The following is a 19,292-nucleotide window of genomic DNA, read 5'->3' as shown; positions in this document are numbered from 1 at the left end:
ACTAGGGCTTCTCCGTGCGGGCTGCGTAGTCCTTGAACGAGGGATTATTGGGGTCCAGGTCCACGGTATAGTTGGTGAACATCACGAACGTCTGTGGCAGGTCGGGATCTGGCGTGGCGTTTTTAGGTGCGAAGCCCTGGGATCGCCACCGGATCGTATGATTGACTTTCTTGTGGTCCCCCTGGCTGTCCCTCGCGCCCCATTCGAAGGTCACCTCGGAGATGTTGTTCCGACCGATCAGATTCGCGTGGCCTGCCGTCTGGTTGTGCAGGCGGTAGTCGCCGGTGGCGGTGTTGAACGCGGCCATCGCCGCCTTGCGCTGGTCCGGCGTCGCGCCGGAGGCCGGCGGCGCCGGGATCGGGGTTGGATTGGTGGGCTGGCTGCTGGAGGCGTTCGGCAGCATATAGTCGAGACGATACCGATAGTCGGGCGCGCGGGTCAGGTCTAGGAAAGCTTCGATCGAGCCACCAGGAAATTTTATATTGTCGGTAGGAAATATCTGCAGGGTTGGGTCGCCGGTCGTAATCTTGCGTATATTGTCCGTGCCCGTGAAGTTCTGGAAGACCGACTCAGCCACCAGGGTGCGCGTGCCCACGCTGTAGGGCGCGGCGCTGGGCGGGACATTCCACCCCACATAGCCTTCGCTCATGTCGTCCTTGACGAAGGCGCCGGCGGGGAAGTGCGGGACATAGAAATAGCCCTCGCGCTGGAAACCGATGGTGTCCCCGTTCTGCTTCTTGAACGAGCTGGCGACCAGCTGGGCGACGACCGCCTGCGCCTTCTGTGGCGAGGTGTCGCCGTAGCGGTTGTTGGCCTTGTAGACGAGGCGGGTGGCGAAGCTGTGGTGCACGTCCCCCGACATCAGGATCGCCTGTCCATGACGGATGCCGGCCGCGTCGGTCTTGAACTTGTCGGTGATGCGTTTCAGCAGCCGGTCGAAGCCGAGCGACGGGATCTCCCAGGACTCGAACAGGTCCGGATGGGCGTCGTGGGAGAACCGGGCCGACGCGAACGTGCTGACGGTGTCGTGCCGGGTCGCCCCGCGGATGGGCTGCACCGGGGGCGCGTTGGTGGTGACGATCACCATCAGCGCCCGGTCGCCGAGGTCGGGGAGCAGCGGGATCTGCGCCGCGATCTGGTCGGGCGGCAAGAGGTCGGGCGTGGCGTCCGACCCGTTCGGATAGGCGCGCCACGAGCGGGTGTCGGTCACCACCACCTGATGGGCGGGTCCGGTATAGACGAAGTTGTAGGTCAGCGAATCCGCGCTGACCCGCTCGCCGCCGACCGTGAGCCAGGTCGACTGGTCGTGATAGTTGCCCTCGGGATTTCGGCGCTTCATCAGGTCGGCGCTGTGGACCCCGACCAGGGTCTGCAGCCGCGCGGAGTTGCTGTCGTAGTCCAGCCGGGTCTTGTTATCCAACAGGCTGAGGATCTGGCGTCCGGCGGCCGGTGTGTGGGAGTCATCCGACCCGAACTGTTCCGGCGTGTTGCCCCAGAGCTGGCACAGGGCGTAGGCGACAAGGGCGTTCTGCACGATCCGCCGGCCCAGCGGATTGTCCGGGTGATAGACGCCATGGCAGAATTCCGGCGACATGTTCCAGTCGTCGGTCACGTCGTGGTCGTCGAAGATCATGTAGGTCGGGATATTGGCCAGGGCGCGCCGGACCCTGAAGAGCGTTTTCATGTGGGTCTGGACGTCGGTGGCGTCACCTGGGACCGCCTTGATGTCCTTGGTGCTGGCGGATCGACTGGCCGCCTTCAGCGCAGCCAACAGGTCGAGCGAGGTGGGCAGGTCGTCGGGCTTCGGCCAGAGCACGTCCGACCAGGTGAACAGGTACATGCACAGATACTCGCCGAACGACATCAGGTGACTGCGCAGGTCGGCCGAGGTGAAACCGGCGCCGTCGGCGCCCAGGATCTTCGTGCGGCTCAGCGGCGGCAGGTCGCTGGGTTTGTGGGTGTGGTAGTCGGGGCCGCCGACCGGCAGTCCCGCGGGCAGGGTCTCCTCGCCGCCCCAGCCGCCCGGCGTCTTCGTATCTATCCCCAGCAGGGTGTTGCTGGCGTCCATCAGCTGCAGCAGCAGCACCCCCGCGACGTCGTCGGCATAGATCTGGTCGCCGGTCATGAACAGCTGGTGCGGGCGCTTTCCGGCGTCGGCGACGGTGACGCGGATCAGTTCGTCCACGATCGACAGCGCATCGGGCCCGGTGCCGTGCGGCATGCGGCAGGACCCGTGGATGATCCGCAGGTCGTTCAGATCCTTCGGCGGCAGCGAGAAGCTCGGCAGGTCGTACGGCGGATAGCTGATCGGGTTGGCGATCGCGGTAGGCTTGACGGCGTCGCGGAGGGAGACGGGGGGCAGGGCCCCTCCGAGCGGATCGAATGGGTCGAAGCTCATGGCGTAGGTGTAGACGACGCCCTGGGTCAGGGTGACGGGCGCGGTGATCGCCAGCATGTGCAGGGCGCGTCCCACCGCGATCGTCGCCGCCTGGGCCGGCGCGCCCAGCGCCGCGCCGCCCGGGTCGCCGGAGCGGATCTGCAGGGTGACGCGCGCCGGCGTCTTAAGCGCGACCCAGACCGTCACCGAGCTTTCGGTCACCCGCCGCAGGATCGGACCCGCCAGGATCAGCGGTAGGCCGGCCAGTCGGGTCTCAAGCCTGTCCATGCACCGATCAGCTCCAGACGCAGAGGTGGAAGCCCAAGCCCGATGGCGCCGTCAGGCCGAAGCGCCGCGCTCCTCTAGGGTGGAGACCTGTCGCATGACAGGGTCACCGAACGTAGAGTCGCCACAACTTCCGGTCGGTGGCTAGTCCTGGCCGCCCCTTTTTGCACGCCGTCCCCGTCGTCCGTTCCGTCGACGTCCCGGCCGCTGCCGGGCGTCATCGATCGAACGGGCCGGCCCGTGCGCAGGTCGAGTTGATCGCCATCAAGGCGCCGATCGTTCGACTGACGACACGCTGAATGTCCCAGGAGCATCCCGCCACCTCTATCGCCGACCCGTCTCGCTGACCAGGCGGCTATCCAAAGCGATACGGTGAGAAGCATTCGAGGTCGGAGCTTCCCACGGTCGCGAGATCCTCGGCGATGAGCGAGGCCGCGAGGCTGGCGAAGGTGACGCCGTCGCCGCCGAAGCCGCTGGCCAGCCACAGGGCGTCGAAGCCGCGGCCCCGGCCGATGGCGGGCAGTCCGTCGGGTGAACGGCCGACCGTGGCCGCCTAGGCGCAGTCGGCCACCACCGCCTTCCGCCCCAGCAGCAGTCTTGCGCGATGCTCAAGCTGCCGACACTTGGCGTCGGTCAGGGCGCTTGAAAGGCTTCATCGCGGGTCGCGAAGGCCATCGGCCGCGTGGTGGATGTCGGCCCGCGGTGGGCCAGGCGCCACGCCCGTTCGAGGTCGGTCGCGCAAGCGGAACAATGGCGTTTGAAGGGCGTTGGCACTCAGAAGATCGCCAGGCCCGCGCGCCATGCTTGACGCCGTCGCCCCGCCGCAGCCCCAGACGCCGACCCGCCCGGGTGCGGCGCCCGCCTAGGACCCGTCATGGAAAAGCTCTTCGCCAGGTTTGCGAACGCCACCGCCCGGGCGACGGGCAGTCCCGTCGCCTTCCTGCTGTGCGTGGCCTCGGTAGTGATCTGGGCCGCGACCGGGCCGGTGTTCAAGTTCTCGGAGACCTGGCAGCTGGTGATCAACACCGGCACCACCATCGTCACCTTCCTGATGGTGTTCCTGATCCAGAATACCCAGAACCGCGACGGCACGGCGATCCAGACCAAGCTCGACGAACTGATCCGCTCCTCCGACGCGGAGGACGAGTTCATGGGCATCGAGACGCTGACCGACCGGGAGCTCGACCTCCTGCACACCAAGTGCAAGCGGGCGGCCGACAACAGCGCGCGCTTCCTCAGGAAGGCTGACGCCGAACGCCAGTCCCGCAAGCAGCGCGCGCCCGCGCCGGCGGCGAAGAGAAGCCCGCGCGCGGCGCGGACCTAGCCGCGTGGGCGAGCGCGCCGAGGGGGAGGGGGCCGCCGGGCTCTCCGACCACGTCGCCCGGTCGGTCGAGACCGTCGCCGAATTCCATCGCCAGCACTATCGCCGGGCCTCGCGACCGCAGCGGGCCATCGACGCGGTGACCAACCGCCTGGGGCGGCCGGCCGCCCTGATCGCGGTCGTGGCCATCCTGGGCATCTGGGCCGGCCTGGCCATGGCGATGGCCGGTGGGCGGGTGGACCAGCCGATCTTCGCCTGGCTCGAGTTCGCGGCCACGGTGACGGCCCTGGTAATCTCGATGCTGATCCTGGTCACCCAGCGTCGCGAGGACGAACTGGCCGAGCGCCGGGCGCAGCTCACGCTGGAACTGGCGCTGCTGGCCGACACCAAGAGCGCGAAGATCATCGAGCTGCTTGAAGAACTGCGGCGCGACCACCCGGACGTGGCCGACCGCGTCGACGCGGAATCGGACGCCATGGCCACCCCCACCGACGCGCGCACGGTCGTGGCGGCGATGGACGCCAAGGCCGAGGCCAGGAAATGAACCGCCCCGAAGCGCAATCCCTCGTCGCAAAGCGTGGCGATGCTCCAAGGGTCATCAGGGCTGGGTCGATAGGCCGGTCAGGGAGCTAACCGGCAGCCCCGGGGCTGGCCGTCCGCCCAGCACGCGACGATGGCGACCCCCGACGTCAGCTTGGCCAGCCCGCTGCGGAACCCGACCTCGCCGGCCGGACGCGGGGTCCAGGCGGTGGGTTCCCGCGAGAAGGCGACGACGCCGTTCGCCATCGGGCGGGCCTAGCTCGCGGCCCGGACGCGCCGCGCGTCGCGCTCGGCCACCAGCTGGCGGACCCGCGGGATCAGGTCGGCGCCATAGGCGACCGCGTCGTCCAGCGGATCGAAGCCGCGGATCAGGAAGGTGGTGACCCCCAGGTCGTAGTAGTCGAGCAGGGCCTCGGCCACCTGTTCCGGCGTGCCCACCAGCCCCGTGGAGTTGCCCTGCGCGCCGGTGACCGCCGCGACGCCGGTCCACAGGCGCTTGTCCAGGCGGGTCCCCTGTTTCGCGGCGTCCAGCAGGCGCTGGGAGCCGGCGTTCGGCGGGGTGTGGTCGGTGGTCTTCAGGCCGGCTTTTTCGCGCAGCGCGATGGTCTGGGCGACGATGTCGTCGGCGCGCTGCCAGGCCGCCGCCTCGGTCGCGGCCAGCACGGGGCGCAGCGAGAGCGAGAAGCGGAGCTGGCGGCCGTGTTTCGCGGCGGCGGCGCGGACCCGGGCGATCGCCTCGCGCACCTGGGCCTGGGTCTCGCCCCAAAGCGCATAGATGTCGGCGTGCTTGCCGGCCACCGGGATCGCCTCGTCGGACGAGCCTCCGAAATAGATCGGGATGTGCGGCGTCTGAAGGGCCTTCACGGCGCCGAAGCCCTGGACCACGTCGTAGTACTTGCCCTTGTAGTCGAACGGCTTTTCGCTGGTCCATTCCAGGCGCAGGACGTCGAGGTACTCGTCCGTCCGTGCGTAGCGCTCTGCCTTGGTCAGGTGGTCGCCGTCCCGCTTCATCTCGTCGTCGGCGCCGCCGGTGATGATGTGCACCGCGACCCGGCCGCCGCTGAATTGGTCCAGCGTGGCGAGCTGGCGCGCCGCCACGGTCGGGGCGGTGAAGCCCGGCCGGTGGGCGATCATGAAGCCCAGCCGCTCGGTCACGCTGGCGGCGTGCGCCACCACCAGCTGGCTTTCCGGCGACGTGGAGCCGAACGCCACCAGGGCGCGGTCGAAGCCGCCGGCGTCATGCGCCCTGGCGATGGCCTCCACATATCCGACGTCCAGCACCGGGCCGCTGTAGCGATGGATCTCCGAGCCGCCGTTGGTCCCGATGAATCCGATGAATTCGACTGGCATGGCTGCCTCCAGGAAGATGTCGCGGTTCAATCTCGATCATACTGGTAGGAATTAAAAACGGGCTACGAGTTGTCCTCAACACGCCTATCAGCACCGCTGAAGTGTCCGGCGCCACAGCGGGCCCCTCATCCATGTTGACGTCAATAGGCCCGGATCTGCCTCTGATCACATAGAAGCCGTGGGTCCCGGTGCGGCGCAGCGGCTCGACCAGGCCGAATTCCCGGTCGAGGTAGGCCTGCATGGCGGACGCGGCATTGTCGCGGCGCCGGCTTCGTCGTGGGTGGACCGCCGCACCGCGCCGATATTGCCGCCGTACACATGGATGCTGACCGAGGTGCGCTCAGCCTGCAGATGAAGCGGCTCGAGGAGACGGTGCAAGCCTCGCTGTTGCGGCGCGAAGGCCGCCGCCTGGCCCCGACGCCGGCCGGCCAGACGCTGCTGACCTATGCCCGTGAGATCCTGATCATGAACGGCCGGGCGGTCTCGGCCCTGAACGGCGACGCCCTGGCGGGGCCGGCGCGGGTGGGCCTGGTGCAGGATTTCGCCGAGACCCTGTTGTCCGGTATGCTGGCGCGGTTCTCCCAGCTCAATGTGCGCGCGTCCAACATGAGCGCCCTGGCCGAGCGGCCCGACCACTTCCTCGCCTGGCTCCGCGCGCATCAAGGCAGCGACGACGGCTTCGTGAGCCGGCGCCGTTACGGCCAGTACCTGCGGGCCTGCTGCACGCAGGGTAACCTGAGGGGGCCCGCCCGCCCGGACGACCTGACCTGACGACCTGACCGCGCGGGGTACATCAGGTCGCCGTCATCTTGAAGCGGATCGGGACCCGCTTGACGCCGCCGACGAAGACCGAGCGGGTGCGCTCGGCCTTGCCGTTCAACGCCACCGACTCCAGGCGGGGAAGCAGTTCCTCGAAGAAGATCCGCATCTCCATCTTGGCCAGGTGCTGGCCCAGGCAGACGTGGGGCCCGAAGCCGAAGGCGAGGTGCGGGTTGGGCGAGCGGTCCATCCGGAATTCGGCCGGGTCGGCGAACACTTCCTCGTCTCGATTGGCCGAAAGGTAGGATAGCATCATCCAGTCGCCGGCGCGGATCGACTGGCCGCGAAGCTCGTAGTCCTGCTTGGCGGTGCGCATGAAGTGCAGGATCGGGGTCGTCCAGCGGATCGACTCGTCCACCAGGCCGGGGATCAGGCTCGGATCGGCGCGCACGCGGGCCAGCTGGTCCGGTCGCGTGGCCAGGGCCCAGATGCCGCCCGCGGTTGACGACGAGGTGGTGTCATGGCCCGCCGTGGCGATGGTGACGTAGTAGCTGGTCGCCTCCCAGTTGCGGATCGGCTTGCCGTCGATAACGCTGTTGGCGATCACCGAGGCGATGTCGTCGGTTGGCATGCGCCGGCGGTTGGCGGTCAGTTCGTCGAAGAAGCCGATGAACTTGGCCAGCACCTCGTGCGCCGTGCTGGACGCCTGGTTGTCCTCGACCTCCTGCCCGGACGTGTTCAGCTCCGGGTCTTGCGGGTTGAAGTATTCCTGGGTGAGTTGAAGCATGGTCGCCTCGTCCGACCGGGGCAGGCCCATCAGCGACATGATCACCCGCAGCGGGTAGAGCAGGGCCACGTCGCGGACGAACTCGCATTCCCCGCCGTGCGCCGCCATCTCATCGATCGTCTCGCGGGCGATCACGCGTATTTCGTCCTCGAGCCCGCGGATTCCCTTTGGCGCGAAGGCGCCGAAGGTCAGCATTCGATAGGGCCGGTGTTCGGGCGGGTCCATCGCGACCAGGGAGCGGATGGGCGGGACGCCGCTTTTGGCCGCCCGCATCTGCTTCTCGCCGGCCTGGCTCAGCAGGCCGGCGCGATAGCCACCGGTGTGAAAGACGTCCGGATGGCGGCCGATCTCCTGGATGTCGGCGTGCCGGGTGACCGCCCAGAAGGGATCGTAGCCGTCCACGTTCACGACGCCGAGCGGAACCTCGCGCCGCAGAACGGCCAGTTGCGCCTGCAATCTGTCCCATTCCGCATAGGCCTTGGAGCTGACCAACTCACGACCGATCGCCTCTGGAACACGTGCTGGTTCGCGCATCGCTTGATCCCCTTCACGGGCAACTGCAGGCGGATCGTTCCGTAACGAGGCGCATCAGCCGAACGCCTGCGCATCGCGCAGTCTGCGATATTCGTCCTCGCCGAGACCCAGGGTCCGGGCGACCACGTCGGCGGTGTCTTCCCCCGACCGTGACACGCCGGCGCGGGCGCCGCAGTCCGTCCCGCTGATCCTGAACGGGGCGTTGAGAACGGTGAACGGCCCCACGGCGTCTTCCTGGCTGGCGAAGACGCCCCTCTCGACGAGGTGCGGATCGTCGAGCACGTCGGCCGGGGCCGAATAGACCGAGCACGGGACCCCCGCGGCGTTCAGGGCCGCCTCGCAATCGCGCGTCGCGCGCGATGCCGCCCAGGCCCCGACCGCCGCGTCGATCTCGGCCTGGTGACCCATGATGCCGGCCATCGAGGCGAACACCGGATCGGCCAGCCAGTCCGCCCGGCCGATCACCGCATAGACGCCGAGATAGGTCTTGGGCGAGACCAGCGGCACCATGATATGGCCATCCGCGGTCTTCAGGGGCGCGAACACCCGCGAGGCGATCCGGGTGTCGCACTGGGCTTCCTGGAACTGGATCGCCACCAGGCTCATCATCGACTCGATCAGGGTGACGTCCACATGACTGCCGACGCCGTTGCGCTCCCGGTGCAGCAGGGCGGTCTGGATCGCGCCGAAGGCATAGGATCCGGCCACCACGTCGGCGATCATCACGCCGCTGTTGAGGGGCGAGCCATCGCCGCCCTGGGCCACGGCCTGGACGTGGTCATAGCCGCTGCAGGCGTGAACCACCGGCGCATAGGCGGCCTGGCCGGCCCGCGGGCCGTTCTGGCCGAACCCGGAGACCGAGCAATAGACCAGCTTCGGATTGTCCTTGCGGGCCGTCTCATAGTCGAGTTCCAGCCGCGCCATGACGCCGGGCCGGAAGTTCTCGACCACCACGTCCGCGCCCTGCATCAGCCGGCGCGCGACCTCGCGGCCGGCCTCGGTCTTGAGATTCAGCGAAATGCTCTGCTTGCCGCAGTTGTAGTGGGCGTAGACCCGGCTCTTCCCCGCGTTCACCGGGGCGGTGAAGCGCATCAGGTCGCCCTCCCCTACCGCCTCCACCTTAATCACCTCGGCGCCGACGTCGGCGAGCATGCGCGTCGTCCACGGCCCGGCGACCATCGACGTGAAATCGACCACCCGGATCCCGTCGAGGGGGCGCCTGGACTGGCCTTCGGGTCCCATCACGCCGCCTCGCGCATCAGCAGGTCGATGACGTGGGACCGGAGCTCGGCCGTGCCGCCCAGCATTTCGGCGTTCGCCCGCGCGCGCTTGAAGTAGAGGTGGTTGGTCATTTCCCAGGTGAAGCCGATCGCCCCGAAGACCTGGATGTTCTGGTGTGTGGCCTTGCGATAGGCGTCGCTGGTGTAGGCCTTGGCCATGGTCGCGGCGAGCGAGGCGCTCGGCTGCGCCTCCGACAGCATCCAGGCGGCGTACAGGACCGCGGCGTTGGAGCACTCCACCAGACCGAAGGTCTCCGCGAGGCCATGCTTGATCGCCTGGTTCGCGCCGATCGGCCGGCCAAAGGCCATCCGCTGCTTGGCGTATTCGGTGCTCATCTCCAGCACCTTCTGCAGGCCGCCGGCGTTCTCAGCCGACAGCACCAGCAGCAGGCGGTCCTTGATCCAGGGCCAGATCTCCGCGTCGTCGGCGGCGATCAGCTCGGCAGAAGCGTTCGCGAACCGGACGTTGCAGAGCTGACGTGTGGTGTCGCGCCAGCGCAGCAGCTCGATCTCCACGCCCGCGGCCGTGGCGTCCACCAGGTAGAGGCCGCGGCGGCCGCCGTTTTCGGCTGCGACCACGATCATGTCCGCCGCCGCCGCGTCGACCACGAACGCCTTCGATCCGTTCAGCCGCCAGTCGTCGCCATCCGCGGTCGCCCTGGCGTCGGAGGCCGGTCCGTCGCACGTCCCGTCGGCGTCGCAGACCGCCAGGGCCAACTTCAGGTCGCCGGTCACCGCCATCGGCAGCAGGCGCTCCTTCTGGGCTTCGGATCCGCCCTTGAGGATCGACCAGACGCCGGCCAGGGCGCCGGAGATCGGGCAGGGCAGGAGCGCGCGGCCCATCTCCTGGAGGATCATCGCCAGGTCCAGGCAGGACATGCCCAGGCCCTGATAGGCCTCCGGAACGATCAGGCTGGGCCAGCCGAGTTCGGCGATCTTGCCCCACATGCCGAGGTAGTCGACCTGTTCTACGGTCGCGCCCCGCTTCAGCAGCGGCTGCAGGTTCACTTCCTCGTCGAGGAAGGCCCTGGCGGAATCCCGAAGCATCCGGTGGTCGTCGCTCAGTGCGAAATTCATGTCGCTTGCTCCAGAGGCGTGTTCAGTTCGCCGGCTTCAGTTCGGGGCGCTGCGTGTCGATCCACGGCCCCTTGGCGGTGGGATCGACGTCCCGCGGCAAGCCCAGCAGGCGCTCGCCCAGCACGTTCTTCAGGATCTCCTGGGTGCCAACGCCCAGGGTCACCGCGGGACTGAACCAGAAGGCGTAGTCCCAGTTGTCGAACAGGTGCCGGGACTCGTTCGGCAGCGGGAAGATCTCCTCGCCCTCGACCAGGCCGCCCTGGCCCTGGACGCGCTTGGCAAGGTCGAGCAGCCGCTGGCCGTGCGGCGCCGCCAGCATCTTGCGCACCGCGGCCTCGGGCCCCGACGGGGTGGCGTTCATCCGGTCGGTCAGCGCCCGATAGGCCAGCAGCCGCAGCAGTTCGCCTTCGATGTAGAGCTGCGCGGCCTCGTCGCGGACGCCGGGATCGTCGATGTGGCCGGTCTGGATCAGGGCCTTCACCAGGTCCCGCGCCGAGGGTCCCTGGCCCCACACCGCGCCTGGCTTGGACAGGGCGGCCCGTTCGGTCTGGAGCTGCAGGTTGGACAGCCGCCAGCCCTCGCCCTCCTTGCCCAGCAGCCGGTCGGCCGGAACCCTTACGTCGTCGAGGAAGACCTCGTTGTACTCGTGCGCCGCCCCGGTCATGTCCTGGATCGGCCGCACCGTGACCCCGGGCGCGTCCATGTCGATGAGAAACTGCGACAGGCCGGCGTGCTTCGACGCCGTCGGGTCGGTCCGCGCCACCAGCACGCCGATCTTCGAGGTGTGGGCGTTCGAGGTCCAGATTTTCTGGCCGCGGACCACATAGTGGTCGCCCTCGCGCTGCGCCGAGGTCCGCAGGCCGCCCAGGTCCGAGCCGCCGGAGGGTTCGCTGAACAGCATGCACCAGCCCTCCTCATAGGAGAGCGCGGGCGGCAGGAACCGCGCCTGCTGTTCCGGGGTCCCATGGGTCAGGAGCGATTGCGCGCAGTTGTTGATGGCGACGGGATTGACGCTGCTGGGGGCCGGCAGCCCGGCGCGCTTGATCTCGTCGTCGATGATGAGCTGCAGCTCTGTGTCGGCGTCCAGACCCCAGGGCCGGGGCCAATGGGGCACGACATAACCGGCCGCGAACAGCTCGCGGCCGGTGGGATTGGGGTGCCTCTCAAACCAGGCGCGGACGTCCAGCCGCCGCGGGTCGTCATCTTTCGGCAGGTCAAAATCCATGGGTCGCTCCTAGAACACGGCCGGGTAGCGGCCACCGTCGAGCATGACGTTCTGGCCGGTTATGAAGCCGGCATGGGCGCTGCAGTAGAAGGCGCAGACCGCGCCGAACTCCTCCACCCGTCCCATCCGCCCGGCCGGGCCGCTCTTGGCCGCCTTGGCCATGGCCTCGTCGAGCGCGCTGCCGCTGGTCGACGTCATCCGCGCGATGTTCGAGCGCAGGCGGTCGGTCTCGAACTGTTCGGGCAGCAGGCTGTTGATGGTGACGTTCGAGCCGACGTAGCTCGGGGCGATCCCCTTGACGAAACCGGTCAGGCCGATACGGGCCGCGACGGACAGGCTGAGCGCCGGGTTCGGCTGCTTGACCATGGCCGATGTGATGTTGACGATCCGCCCGAACCCGCGCTCGGCCATGCCGTCCACGACCGCGCGGATCAGCATGATCGCGGCCAGCATGTTGCCGTCCACCGCCGCATGCCACTGTTCGACCGAGAATGTCCGCCAGTCGCCGACCGGTGGGCCGCCGGCGTTGTTGACCAGGATGTCGGGGGCCGGGCAGGCGGCCAAGGCCGTGGCGCGGCCCGCCTCGGTGGCGATGTCGCCCACCGCCGTGATGATGCCGACCGGGTAGCGAGACCTCAACTCGGCGGCCGTCGCCTCCAGCGTCTCGGCGGTCCGCGCGGTCAGCACCAGATTGACGCCTTCGGCGGCCAGCGCTTCGGCGCAAGCCTTTCCCAGCCCCTTGCTCGCGGCGCAGACCAGCGCCGTGCGGCCTTCAATTCCCAGATCCATCGTCGCTGTCGTCCTGCATGTGAGGGAGGCCTCGCGGCCTAGAGCATGGTGCTTCCGCCGTTGACGCTGATCACCTGGCCGGTCACGAACGCCGCGTCGCGGGAGGCGAGATAGGCGGTCATGGACGCCACCTCATCGCAGGCCGCGGGCCGACCCTTGGGGATCACCGCCAGGAATTTGTCGATCAGCGGATTGCGGGCCTCCATGGCCGCAGCGACCATGGGGGTCATCACCATGCAGGGCGCCACGGTGTTGACCGTGATGTCGTATCCCGCGAACTCGCGCGCCAGACCCGTGGTCAGGCCATGCACGCCGCCCTTGGCCGCATTGTAGGCCGCGTGATCGGCCAGCCCGTTGCGGACCGAGTCGGCGCCGATGCTGACGATGCGCCCATAATTCTGCTCGATCATCAGCGGCAGCGCCGCGCGACAGCACCACAGGCAGGTCCAGATATTGCGGTCCAGGGTGCGCCGCAGGGTCTCGGGGGTGTGTTTCAGGAACGGCAGGATCACGCCGCCGCCGGCGTTGTTGACCAGGATGTCGAGATGACCGAACCGGCGCTTGGCCAGGTCCATCAGCGCCACGGCGGTCGGCTCCAGGCTGAGGTCGCCCGCCAGCCACGGCGCGTCATCCCCGAGGCTGGCGGCGAAGGCGGCCAGCGCCGCCTCATCCACATCCGCCAGCACCACCTTCGCGCCATCGTCCACCAGCCGGCGGGCGATGGCCTTGCCGATCGGACTTGCGGCGCCGGTGACGACGGCCACCTGGCCGCCAAGTGGGGCGCTCATTCCGCGGTCTCGAGCTCGAACTGTTCCACCGCGCCGGTCGATCCCATGCCCGGGCTGGGCGCGCCGCCCCAGTAGTCGATCGATTCCAGCTTCATCGGCAGCAGTCGCGGCTCGCGGTCGCCGACCTCCGGGAATTCCTCCATCCCGTAGCTGTATTCGAGCGTCAGGCGGTCGGGATCGAGGAAGTAGAGGAAGACCGACTCCGACGGCGGATGCCGGCCGGGACCGAACACGATGGGAACCTCATGGGCCTTTACCCGGTAGATGGCCTTCCCGATGTCGTCGATCTCGGTGACCATGAAATTCACGTGGTGCAGGTGGCCCTTGCCGTCCGGCGATCCCCCCAGGCCGAGGCTGTGGTGCAGCGGATTGGGGAAGCAGCGCATGAAGGTCACCGCGCCCTCGATGCGATCGGAGGCGCGGAAGTTGAGTTCCTCCAACATGAACCTCTCGCTGGCCGCGCGGTCCGGACTGTTCATCACCAGGTGGCCCAGACGCTCGATCTTGGTGTGGGTGGGCGCGTAGGGGCCCTCGGCGTCCGCCATGTCGACGAAGAACTCGAATGTCGCCCCCAGGCTCGGCACGACCGAACGGAACGCTTCGCGGACCCCCAGGGCCGCTGCCTCGCCCGCCGGCACCGGCAGGATCGGCAGGCCAAGCCCGCGCAGCTGGTCACGGACCGCGGCCAGCGCCGCATCGCTCTCCATCCACCAGCCGACCCGCTTCAGCCCGGGCGCGCCGCCCTGGGTCAGCATGAGGTCGTGGTGCGCGCCGCTGCAGCGGAACATGGCGGTGTCGGGGAGGTCCGTTTCGACCGGCGTCAGGCCCACGACGTCGCGATAGAAGCGCCGGGAGGCCTCCAGGTCGCTGACGTTCAGGGCGACATAACCGAGCTGTTTGTAGCGGATGGCGGCTGGAGCCATGACCAGATCTCCCTAGGTGTCGATGGGTCAGCTTTGGCGCTGGCTCCGATCAGACGATGATGCTGACGCGGCCCTGCGGACGCAGGCTGCTCATGTCGAGCGCGGTACGCTTGCTGGCGATCTTCAACGCGCCGCCGACCGGGCGCAGCACATGCCGGTGCCGCCCGAAATAGGTGTCGGTGACATCGGCCTTCGATCTGAAGGTGATGAAGACGGACGAGACCTCGCAGCCGGCCGCCGTCTGATTCAGGATGCGGACATTGCTGATCATCCGCACGCAGCGCGAGCGCGGATATTCGGCGTGGGCGCCCTTGTCGTTCAGGCGGGCCACCCGGTAGCCTAGGCGCTCGTAGTCGTCGGCGATGTAGAACAGCGACTCGGCGGACCTGACCCCGTCATCCGCGTTCGCGGGCGGAACCTCATAGGTCGCGCCTTCCGCGAACAGGGCGAGCCAATCGTCCAGCCGCCACTCGTCCAGCAGGGCGGCCTCGTGGAACAGGAAGTCCTCGGCCTCGGACCGGCCGAGCCGGGTCAGGGTGGCCACGCCGCTCACGCGCCCACCCCCTGCAATGCGCCTTCCCTGGTGCGATGGCCCCATTCTCGCCAGAAGGCGCGCATCTGCGATTCATCGTCGCCGAACGGCTCGGCCCGCAGCATGCCCTTGGAGATGTCGTTCCAGCCGACCTCCTTGAGATTGCGATAGCCCTTCTGGCAAAGCTCCAGCGCCTCGTTGTCGTCCGGCGTCGCGAAGCCGCCCGGACCCAGGAATTCGAGGTAGTTGAACAGCCGCCACTTGCGCATCTGTTCGCTCTCGTCCTTGGGCGCGAGCGCCCAGGCGTTGACGTGCATGAAGTCCGGCGCGACCGGATAAAAGGTCCGCACCGTCAGCGCCATGACGTCATTGATGACCAGGTTCGGGAAGATGATCAGGTTGCGGCTCTTGCGCGCGATGCGGTCGGCCGTGGCGAAGCCCAGGCGGCTTTCCAGGTCGGCGCGGATCCGCGCGACCTCGACCTTGCCCGCCTCGCCCCACGGCGGAATCCAATTGGCCACCGGCCGGCCCCAGGGCGCGTAGCCCTCGACCACTGCGTGACCGTTGCCCAGGTCGACGCCGCGGTTGCCGCGATTGTCGCCGCCGCCCATGGTCGACATGTCGGCCGTGCCGCCGGTGGCCTTCATCAGATAGTCGAAATAGGTCTGATGGGTGGTGGCCGCATGGTAGCCGTCGGCGCTGTTCTCGACCAGCAGCTTCCAGTTGGCGCGCATGCTGTAAGCCTGCTCGCCGGCGACGATCTCCATGCCCGCGCCGCTCTGATCGGCGACGAGATCGATGTATTCGCAGGCGTTGCCGAGATAGTCGTGCAGCGACTCGACCGTATCTAGAAAGCACACGAAATAGAGGCCGCGATAGCTTTCCAGACGCGTGACCGGCTTCAAGTTGGCGCAGCCATCGGAATTGAAATCCGGCGGATAGTTTCCGTCCTTGAAGCGGGTCGCAAAGGCCCCGTTATTGTTGAACGCCCAGCCGTGATAGAAACACTGGAACGACATGGCGTTGCCGCGCGGCTCGCGGACCACCTGCGCGCCGCGGTGGGGGCAGGTGTTGTAGAAGGCGCGGACCTGGCCGCTGCGGTCGCGGTTGAAGATCAGGTCGCGTCCGCCGACGCTGCGCGCGACGAAGTCGTTGATTTGTGGAAGCTCGGACTCGTGACCGATATAGAGCCAGCAGCGATCGAACACCTGCTCGCGCTCAAGCTTGAGGATCGCCTCGTCCACGAAGGCCTTGCGCGAGACTTTGAAGCGCGCGCCGGCAATATCCTCTCTGACCCAAGGGTTTGCGTTCTCGCCTGAGTCAAGCTTGTCCAGCATCTCGGCCTCCTCCAGCGCTTCTTATCTTGGTCTCGGCAACCGCTTCGACGCCCTGAAACAAATGGTAGGACCATTGGTAGCATCGCTCCCGTGGAAGCGTCAAACGCGTTCGGCGCTCAGCCGATAGCGAGGAAGCGGCGTGCGGCGCCTTGCTCCAGGCTCGCCAGGGCGTCGGGGGTCACCGGGGCTCCGCGGAGGAAGCCGACGGGGTCGGCCTGCAGGATGTCGTAAGGATAGTCGGTGCCCAGAAAGACCTGTCCGGGCGCCATCTGCGCCACCAGGTGCGCGAGATAGGCCGGGTCATAGACATTGCTGTCGTAGAACATCCGCCGGGCGACCTGGCTCGGGGGCTCCGCCGCGGAGCCGCCGAAGCCCTTGGTCAGCCGCCACCCCTGGTCCATGCGGCCAAGCAGCGAGCCGAGCGCCCCGCCGCCGTGGCTGAAGCCGATGCGCAGGCGAGGATGGCGGGCCATCACGCCGGACAGGATGAGGGAGGCCGCCGCGAGGCCGGTGTCGAGGGGAAAGCCGGCGAAGGCGGTGAGCAGCGGCTGTCCCGCGACCCCGCGGGTGGCCAGCGGATGCAGGGCGTGGACGAAGACCGCCAGCCCCAGCTGCTCGGCCGCCGCCCACACCGGCTCGAACCGGGCGTCGCCGACCGGCGCGCCCAGGACATTGCTGCCCACCTCGATGCCGTCCAGGCCGAACCGCGACTTCAGGGTGCTCAACGTCCGCACGGCTGCCTCCGGATCCTGCATCGGCGCCATGCCCAGGCCGCGGAACCGGCGCGGCGCGGCTGCGACCATCTTGGCGATGAAGCCGTTCATATGGTCGCACATCGTCTCGGCGGCCGGGGTCTCGAACCAGTACGAGAGCAGTTCCGGCATCGGCGAGAGCACCTGAACCGCCAGTCCGTCCCGGTCCATGCCCTCGATCCGCCGCGCCGCGTCCCAGGAGCGATCGTCGAGCTCGCGGAACGGCTTGCCCTCGATGGTGACCGTCCGTCTGCCGGCGGCTCCGCAGACCATGCAGGGCCAGCGGGCCTCGGTCATCGACGGCGAGGCGGGAAACTCGCCCGGGACCACGTGGCAATGGACGTCGATCACGCCGGCCTGCAGGTCGCTGAGCATCGTCGGCCTCCCTCGAATGGATGCGACGGGCGGCTTCGGCGCTACCTCTTTCGCAAATGGTCCGGCCATTTGCGTCGGACTATAGGTCGACGGTGCGGGTGCGCAACCTCCGGCTAGAGCCTTTCCGGTTCAAATGGAATCATTTGAACCGGACAAAAAGGCTCTAAATCAAAAACTTAGAGCACGACGGGCGCTTGAACCGGTATCCACTTCAAGCTGTCGTGCTCTAGCGGCGAAAGCTGCGCCTAGTGGGCTGCGGCGCGGGCCACGACGTAGCCGTGCAGGAAGGCCAGGTTCTCGGAGATGGCGCGGGACGCCCCATCCGCGTCGCGCGCCCGCAGCCGGGCCAGGACGTTGCGGCGAAGGACCAGCAGTTCGGTGGTGAACTCGATCTTGTGGCTGAACACAAAGTTCAGCGAGATGGACGTGGTCGCGTCGATCAGCATCGCCAGCACCTCGTTGCCGGAAATCTCGCCGAGCAGGCTGTAGAAGGCGCGTACATGGTCCTCGAGGCGCGCGCGCGCGTTGGCCGCCGCCTCGGTGTCGTCGATGTTCTGCGCGATCCGGTCGAGATCCGTCGCCTTGCCGCGCTCGCAGACCAGTTGCACTGCGCGGCCCAACAACAGGGCTCGGACCTCCATCACGTCGCGCAGGGGAATTTTCCCCAGGACGATGATGTCGTTGATCGAGCGGCTGACGGTCTCCGGGTCGCCGCTGCGGATGAAGGCGCCACCGGTGACGCCCTTCTGCAGCTGGATCAGGCCGGTCGCCTCCAGCGCCCGCAACGCTTCGCGCACCGCCGACCGGCTGAACCCAAGCTGCTCGGCGAGATCGCGTTCCGCGGGGAGCTTGTCGCCGGTCTTCAACAGGCCACTGGCCAGATCGCTGCGAACCTTGTCGTAGACGACTTCGAAGGCGCGGCGGGTCTTTGTCGCCGGGGGCCGGGTCGTCTCGCCATCCGCCATGTGTCGACTCCAGGCCTTGGCCGATCACGGGTCGCTCGGTTCGGCCGATGGCTAGCCTGAATAGCGGTCATCGGCTTTCCCGCGCAACCCGCGCAACCCGCGCCGCTCGCTCCGGCGCGCGACGGAGGTCCCCACGGCGATGACCCGCAGCGCCTTGAGGGTGAAGCCGGTCAGCGACGCGAGCACGACGATGTGTCACCCCCGGCGGCGGCCGGAGGCTCGATCGTCAGGGCTTCACCAACATCTTGCCGGTGTTGCCGCCCTCGAAGAGTCTGCGCAGGGCGGCGGGGAAGGCGTCGATGCCGTGCTCGACCTGCTCCGGCATCTTCAGCGTGCCCGCCTTCAGCCACTGGGCAAGTTGGGCGTGGGCTTCGCCATAGCGCTCGGCGAAGTGCATCACGGTGAAGCCTTCCATCCGCGCATAGCGTTCGGCCAGTCGCAGGTAGAGGCTGGGCCCACGCACGTGGTCGTGGTCGTTGTATTGCGATATGGCGCCGCAGATCACCACTCGGCCGCGCTCGCGGATGTGGTCCAGCGCGATGTCCAGCAACTCGCCGCCGACATTGTCGAAGAACACGTCGATGCCATCGGGCGCCAGCACCTTCAGCCGCGCGGCGACATCCTCGTTCTTGTAGTCGATGCCCGAATCCAGGCCGAGGGTCCGGGTGAGGAACGCGACCTTTTCTGGACCGCCGGCCAGTCCGATCACCTTGGCGCCGAGGTTCTTCGCGACCTGGGCGGCGATGCTGCCGACCGCCCCCGCCGCGGCCGACACCAGCACCGTGTCGCCGGCCTTGACCTCGCCGACATAGCGGATGCCGGCATAGGCGGTGATGCCCGTGGTCAGGCCCAGTGCGCCGAGATAGGTCGACAGCGGCAGGGCGTCATCGATCTTCTGGAGCATCGCCGCGGGCATGGTGGCGTAGGTCTGGGCCAGCAGGGGGCCGGAGACGGCGTCGCCGACCGCGAAGCCCGGCGCGTTGCTCTCGATCACCCGTCCGACGCCGAGCGCGACGACCGCGCCGCCGAGCGGAACCTGCTGATGCAGGCCTTCGACAGCGTTGAGGCTGGTGCGGATGAAGGCATCGATGGAGAGCGAGTCCGCCTTGACCAACACCTCGCCTTCGCCCGGCTCGCGCGCCGGTTCCTCCTCGATGCGGAAGTGCTCCGGCCCGACCATGCCGTTGACGTACTCGACAAGCACCACCTTGCGGTTGATCGGGCGATTGGTGGCTGATGGCATTCAGAGTTCCTCGTTTGGATCGATTGGAATCGCGCGGTTGTGGGTTGCCGCGA

General features: G+C 68.0%; 20 protein-coding genes. 5 read left to right on the top strand and 15 right to left on the bottom strand.

What is annotated here, in order from left to right; genetic code table 11:
• Position 1: 1 nt before the first annotated feature.
• Positions 2 to 2,665: a hypothetical protein gene (locus Q0R13_RS08515; RefSeq protein WP_293902392.1), complete on the bottom strand. Its 2,664-nt coding sequence runs from the start codon at positions 2,663 to 2,665 to the stop codon at positions 2 to 4.
• Between the two features lie 419 nt (positions 2,666 to 3,084).
• Between Q0R13_RS08515 and Q0R13_RS08510 the strand changes: the two genes are divergently transcribed.
• The 4 genes from Q0R13_RS08510 to Q0R13_RS08495 all read left to right on the top strand — a co-directional run bounded on the left by Q0R13_RS08510 (position 3,085) and on the right by Q0R13_RS08495 (position 4,782).
• Positions 3,085 to 3,219 carry a hypothetical protein gene (locus Q0R13_RS08510; protein WP_293902389.1) on the top strand — a complete coding sequence of 45 codons (135 nt, stop codon included), beginning with the start codon at positions 3,085 to 3,087 and terminating at the stop codon, positions 3,217 to 3,219.
• Between the two features lie 317 nt (positions 3,220 to 3,536).
• Positions 3,537 to 3,986, top strand: coding sequence for a low affinity iron permease family protein (locus tag Q0R13_RS08505; protein ID WP_293902386.1), 450 nt, complete (start codon positions 3,537 to 3,539; stop codon positions 3,984 to 3,986).
• Positions 3,987 to 3,990: 4 nt separating this feature from the next.
• Positions 3,991 to 4,527 carry a DUF1003 domain-containing protein gene (locus Q0R13_RS08500; RefSeq protein WP_293902383.1) on the top strand — a complete coding sequence of 179 codons (537 nt, stop codon included), beginning with the start codon at positions 3,991 to 3,993 and terminating at the stop codon, positions 4,525 to 4,527.
• Positions 4,528 to 4,656: 129 nt separating this feature from the next.
• Complete coding sequence (locus Q0R13_RS08495; protein WP_293902380.1) at positions 4,657 to 4,782, top strand: hypothetical protein; 126 nt, start codon at positions 4,657 to 4,659, stop codon at positions 4,780 to 4,782.
• Here Q0R13_RS08495 and Q0R13_RS08490 read toward each other — a convergent pair.
• Complete coding sequence (locus tag Q0R13_RS08490; protein WP_293902377.1) at positions 4,779 to 5,873, bottom strand: LLM class flavin-dependent oxidoreductase; 1,095 nt, start codon at positions 5,871 to 5,873, stop codon at positions 4,779 to 4,781. The two genes, Q0R13_RS08495 and Q0R13_RS08490, sit on opposite strands and share 4 nt — an antisense overlap.
• Before the next feature lie 318 nt (positions 5,874 to 6,191).
• Here Q0R13_RS08490 and Q0R13_RS08485 point away from each other — a divergent pair, with 318 nt between their 5' ends.
• Positions 6,192 to 6,644, top strand: a complete 453-nt coding sequence (locus tag Q0R13_RS08485; RefSeq protein WP_293902374.1) for an FAD/NAD(P)-binding protein — start codon at positions 6,192 to 6,194, stop codon at positions 6,642 to 6,644.
• A 22-nt stretch (positions 6,645 to 6,666) separates the two neighbouring features.
• On the opposite strand, the gene Q0R13_RS08480 is transcribed toward Q0R13_RS08485, so the two are convergent.
• The 13 genes from Q0R13_RS08480 to Q0R13_RS08420 all read right to left on the bottom strand — a co-directional run bounded on the left by Q0R13_RS08480 (position 6,667) and on the right by Q0R13_RS08420 (position 19,239).
• Complete coding sequence (locus Q0R13_RS08480; protein WP_293902371.1) at positions 6,667 to 7,953, bottom strand: cytochrome P450; 1,287 nt, start codon at positions 7,951 to 7,953, stop codon at positions 6,667 to 6,669.
• A gap of 54 nt (positions 7,954 to 8,007) precedes the next feature.
• On the bottom strand, positions 8,008 to 9,195 hold the full coding sequence (locus tag Q0R13_RS08475; protein WP_293902443.1) for a CoA transferase: 1,188 nt from the start codon (positions 9,193 to 9,195) through the stop codon (positions 8,008 to 8,010).
• On the bottom strand, positions 9,195 to 10,310 hold the full coding sequence (locus tag Q0R13_RS08470) for an acyl-CoA dehydrogenase (protein WP_293902368.1): 1,116 nt from the start codon (positions 10,308 to 10,310) through the stop codon (positions 9,195 to 9,197). The genes Q0R13_RS08475 and Q0R13_RS08470 overlap by 1 nt, the downstream gene beginning before the upstream one ends.
• Positions 10,311 to 10,332: 22 nt before the next feature.
• A complete protein-coding gene (locus tag Q0R13_RS08465; protein ID WP_293902365.1) occupies positions 10,333 to 11,535 on the bottom strand; it encodes an acyl-CoA dehydrogenase family protein in 1,203 nt (400 codons plus the stop codon).
• Between the two features lie 9 nt (positions 11,536 to 11,544).
• Positions 11,545 to 12,324 (bottom strand): SDR family oxidoreductase, encoded by a 780-nt coding sequence (locus Q0R13_RS08460; RefSeq protein WP_293902362.1) that lies wholly within the window; start codon positions 12,322 to 12,324, stop codon positions 11,545 to 11,547.
• Positions 12,325 to 12,362: 38 nt separating this feature from the next.
• On the bottom strand, positions 12,363 to 13,112 hold the full coding sequence (locus tag Q0R13_RS08455) for an SDR family oxidoreductase (RefSeq protein WP_293902359.1): 750 nt from the start codon (positions 13,110 to 13,112) through the stop codon (positions 12,363 to 12,365).
• The gene (locus Q0R13_RS08450; RefSeq protein ID WP_293902356.1) at positions 13,109 to 14,035 is read right to left on the bottom strand and encodes a VOC family protein; all 927 of its coding nucleotides are present in this window, start codon (positions 14,033 to 14,035) and stop codon (positions 13,109 to 13,111) included. The genes Q0R13_RS08455 and Q0R13_RS08450 overlap by 4 nt, the downstream gene beginning before the upstream one ends.
• A gap of 49 nt (positions 14,036 to 14,084) precedes the next feature.
• The gene (locus Q0R13_RS08445) at positions 14,085 to 14,588 is read right to left on the bottom strand and encodes an aromatic-ring-hydroxylating dioxygenase subunit beta (protein ID WP_293902353.1); all 504 of its coding nucleotides are present in this window, start codon (positions 14,586 to 14,588) and stop codon (positions 14,085 to 14,087) included.
• Positions 14,585 to 15,904: an aromatic ring-hydroxylating dioxygenase subunit alpha gene (locus Q0R13_RS08440; RefSeq protein WP_293902350.1), complete on the bottom strand. Its 1,320-nt coding sequence runs from the start codon at positions 15,902 to 15,904 to the stop codon at positions 14,585 to 14,587. Before Q0R13_RS08440 ends, Q0R13_RS08445 begins: the two co-directional genes overlap by 4 nt.
• Before the next feature lie 116 nt (positions 15,905 to 16,020).
• Positions 16,021 to 17,031: an amidohydrolase family protein gene (locus Q0R13_RS08435; protein WP_293902347.1), complete on the bottom strand. Its 1,011-nt coding sequence runs from the start codon at positions 17,029 to 17,031 to the stop codon at positions 16,021 to 16,023.
• A gap of 245 nt (positions 17,032 to 17,276) precedes the next feature.
• Entirely contained in the window at positions 17,277 to 17,996 is a 720-nt protein-coding gene (locus tag Q0R13_RS08430) for a GntR family transcriptional regulator (protein ID WP_293902344.1), read from the bottom strand.
• 51 nt (positions 17,997 to 18,047) lie between these two features.
• The gene (locus tag Q0R13_RS08425; RefSeq protein ID WP_293902341.1) at positions 18,048 to 18,182 is read right to left on the bottom strand and encodes a hypothetical protein; all 135 of its coding nucleotides are present in this window, start codon (positions 18,180 to 18,182) and stop codon (positions 18,048 to 18,050) included.
• A 40-nt stretch (positions 18,183 to 18,222) separates the two neighbouring features.
• On the bottom strand, positions 18,223 to 19,239 hold the full coding sequence (locus Q0R13_RS08420; RefSeq protein ID WP_293902338.1) for an NADP-dependent oxidoreductase: 1,017 nt from the start codon (positions 19,237 to 19,239) through the stop codon (positions 18,223 to 18,225).
• Positions 19,240 to 19,292: the final 53 nt, after the last annotated feature.

Origin of the sequence: Phenylobacterium sp. (assembly GCF_025351295.1) — a bacterium.
Classification (GTDB): domain Bacteria; phylum Pseudomonadota; class Alphaproteobacteria; order Caulobacterales; family Caulobacteraceae; genus Phenylobacterium.
This window is presented reverse-complemented; position numbering and strand designations above follow the sequence as displayed.

Coding starts and splice junctions, on each gene's coding strand:
- Q0R13_RS08515 (WP_293902392.1), bottom strand. CDS start 2,665: ATGGACAGGCTTGAGACCCGACTGGCCGGCCTACCGCTGATCCTGGCG.
- Q0R13_RS08510 (WP_293902389.1), top strand. CDS start 3,085: ATGAGCGAGGCCGCGAGGCTGGCGAAGGTGACGCCGTCGCCGCCGAAG.
- Q0R13_RS08505 (WP_293902386.1), top strand. CDS start 3,537: ATGGAAAAGCTCTTCGCCAGGTTTGCGAACGCCACCGCCCGGGCGACG.
- Q0R13_RS08495 (WP_293902380.1), top strand. CDS start 4,657: ATGGCGACCCCCGACGTCAGCTTGGCCAGCCCGCTGCGGAACCCGACC.
- Q0R13_RS08490 (WP_293902377.1), bottom strand. CDS start 5,873: ATGCCAGTCGAATTCATCGGATTCATCGGGACCAACGGCGGCTCGGAG.
- Q0R13_RS08485 (WP_293902374.1), top strand. CDS start 6,192: ATGGATGCTGACCGAGGTGCGCTCAGCCTGCAGATGAAGCGGCTCGAG.
- Q0R13_RS08480 (WP_293902371.1), bottom strand. CDS start 7,953: ATGCGCGAACCAGCACGTGTTCCAGAGGCGATCGGTCGTGAGTTGGTC.
- Q0R13_RS08475 (WP_293902443.1), bottom strand. CDS start 9,195: ATGGGACCCGAAGGCCAGTCCAGGCGCCCCCTCGACGGGATCCGGGTG.
- Q0R13_RS08470 (WP_293902368.1), bottom strand. CDS start 10,310: ATGAATTTCGCACTGAGCGACGACCACCGGATGCTTCGGGATTCCGCC.
- Q0R13_RS08465 (WP_293902365.1), bottom strand. CDS start 11,535: ATGGATTTTGACCTGCCGAAAGATGACGACCCGCGGCGGCTGGACGTC.
- Q0R13_RS08460 (WP_293902362.1), bottom strand. CDS start 12,324: ATGGATCTGGGAATTGAAGGCCGCACGGCGCTGGTCTGCGCCGCGAGC.
- Q0R13_RS08455 (WP_293902359.1), bottom strand. CDS start 13,112: ATGAGCGCCCCACTTGGCGGCCAGGTGGCCGTCGTCACCGGCGCCGCA.
- Q0R13_RS08450 (WP_293902356.1), bottom strand. CDS start 14,035: ATGGCTCCAGCCGCCATCCGCTACAAACAGCTCGGTTATGTCGCCCTG.
- Q0R13_RS08440 (WP_293902350.1), bottom strand. CDS start 15,904: ATGCTGGACAAGCTTGACTCAGGCGAGAACGCAAACCCTTGGGTCAGA.
- Q0R13_RS08435 (WP_293902347.1), bottom strand. CDS start 17,031: ATGCTCAGCGACCTGCAGGCCGGCGTGATCGACGTCCATTGCCACGTG.
- Q0R13_RS08430 (WP_293902344.1), bottom strand. CDS start 17,996: ATGGCGGATGGCGAGACGACCCGGCCCCCGGCGACAAAGACCCGCCGC.
- Q0R13_RS08420 (WP_293902338.1), bottom strand. CDS start 19,239: ATGCCATCAGCCACCAATCGCCCGATCAACCGCAAGGTGGTGCTTGTC.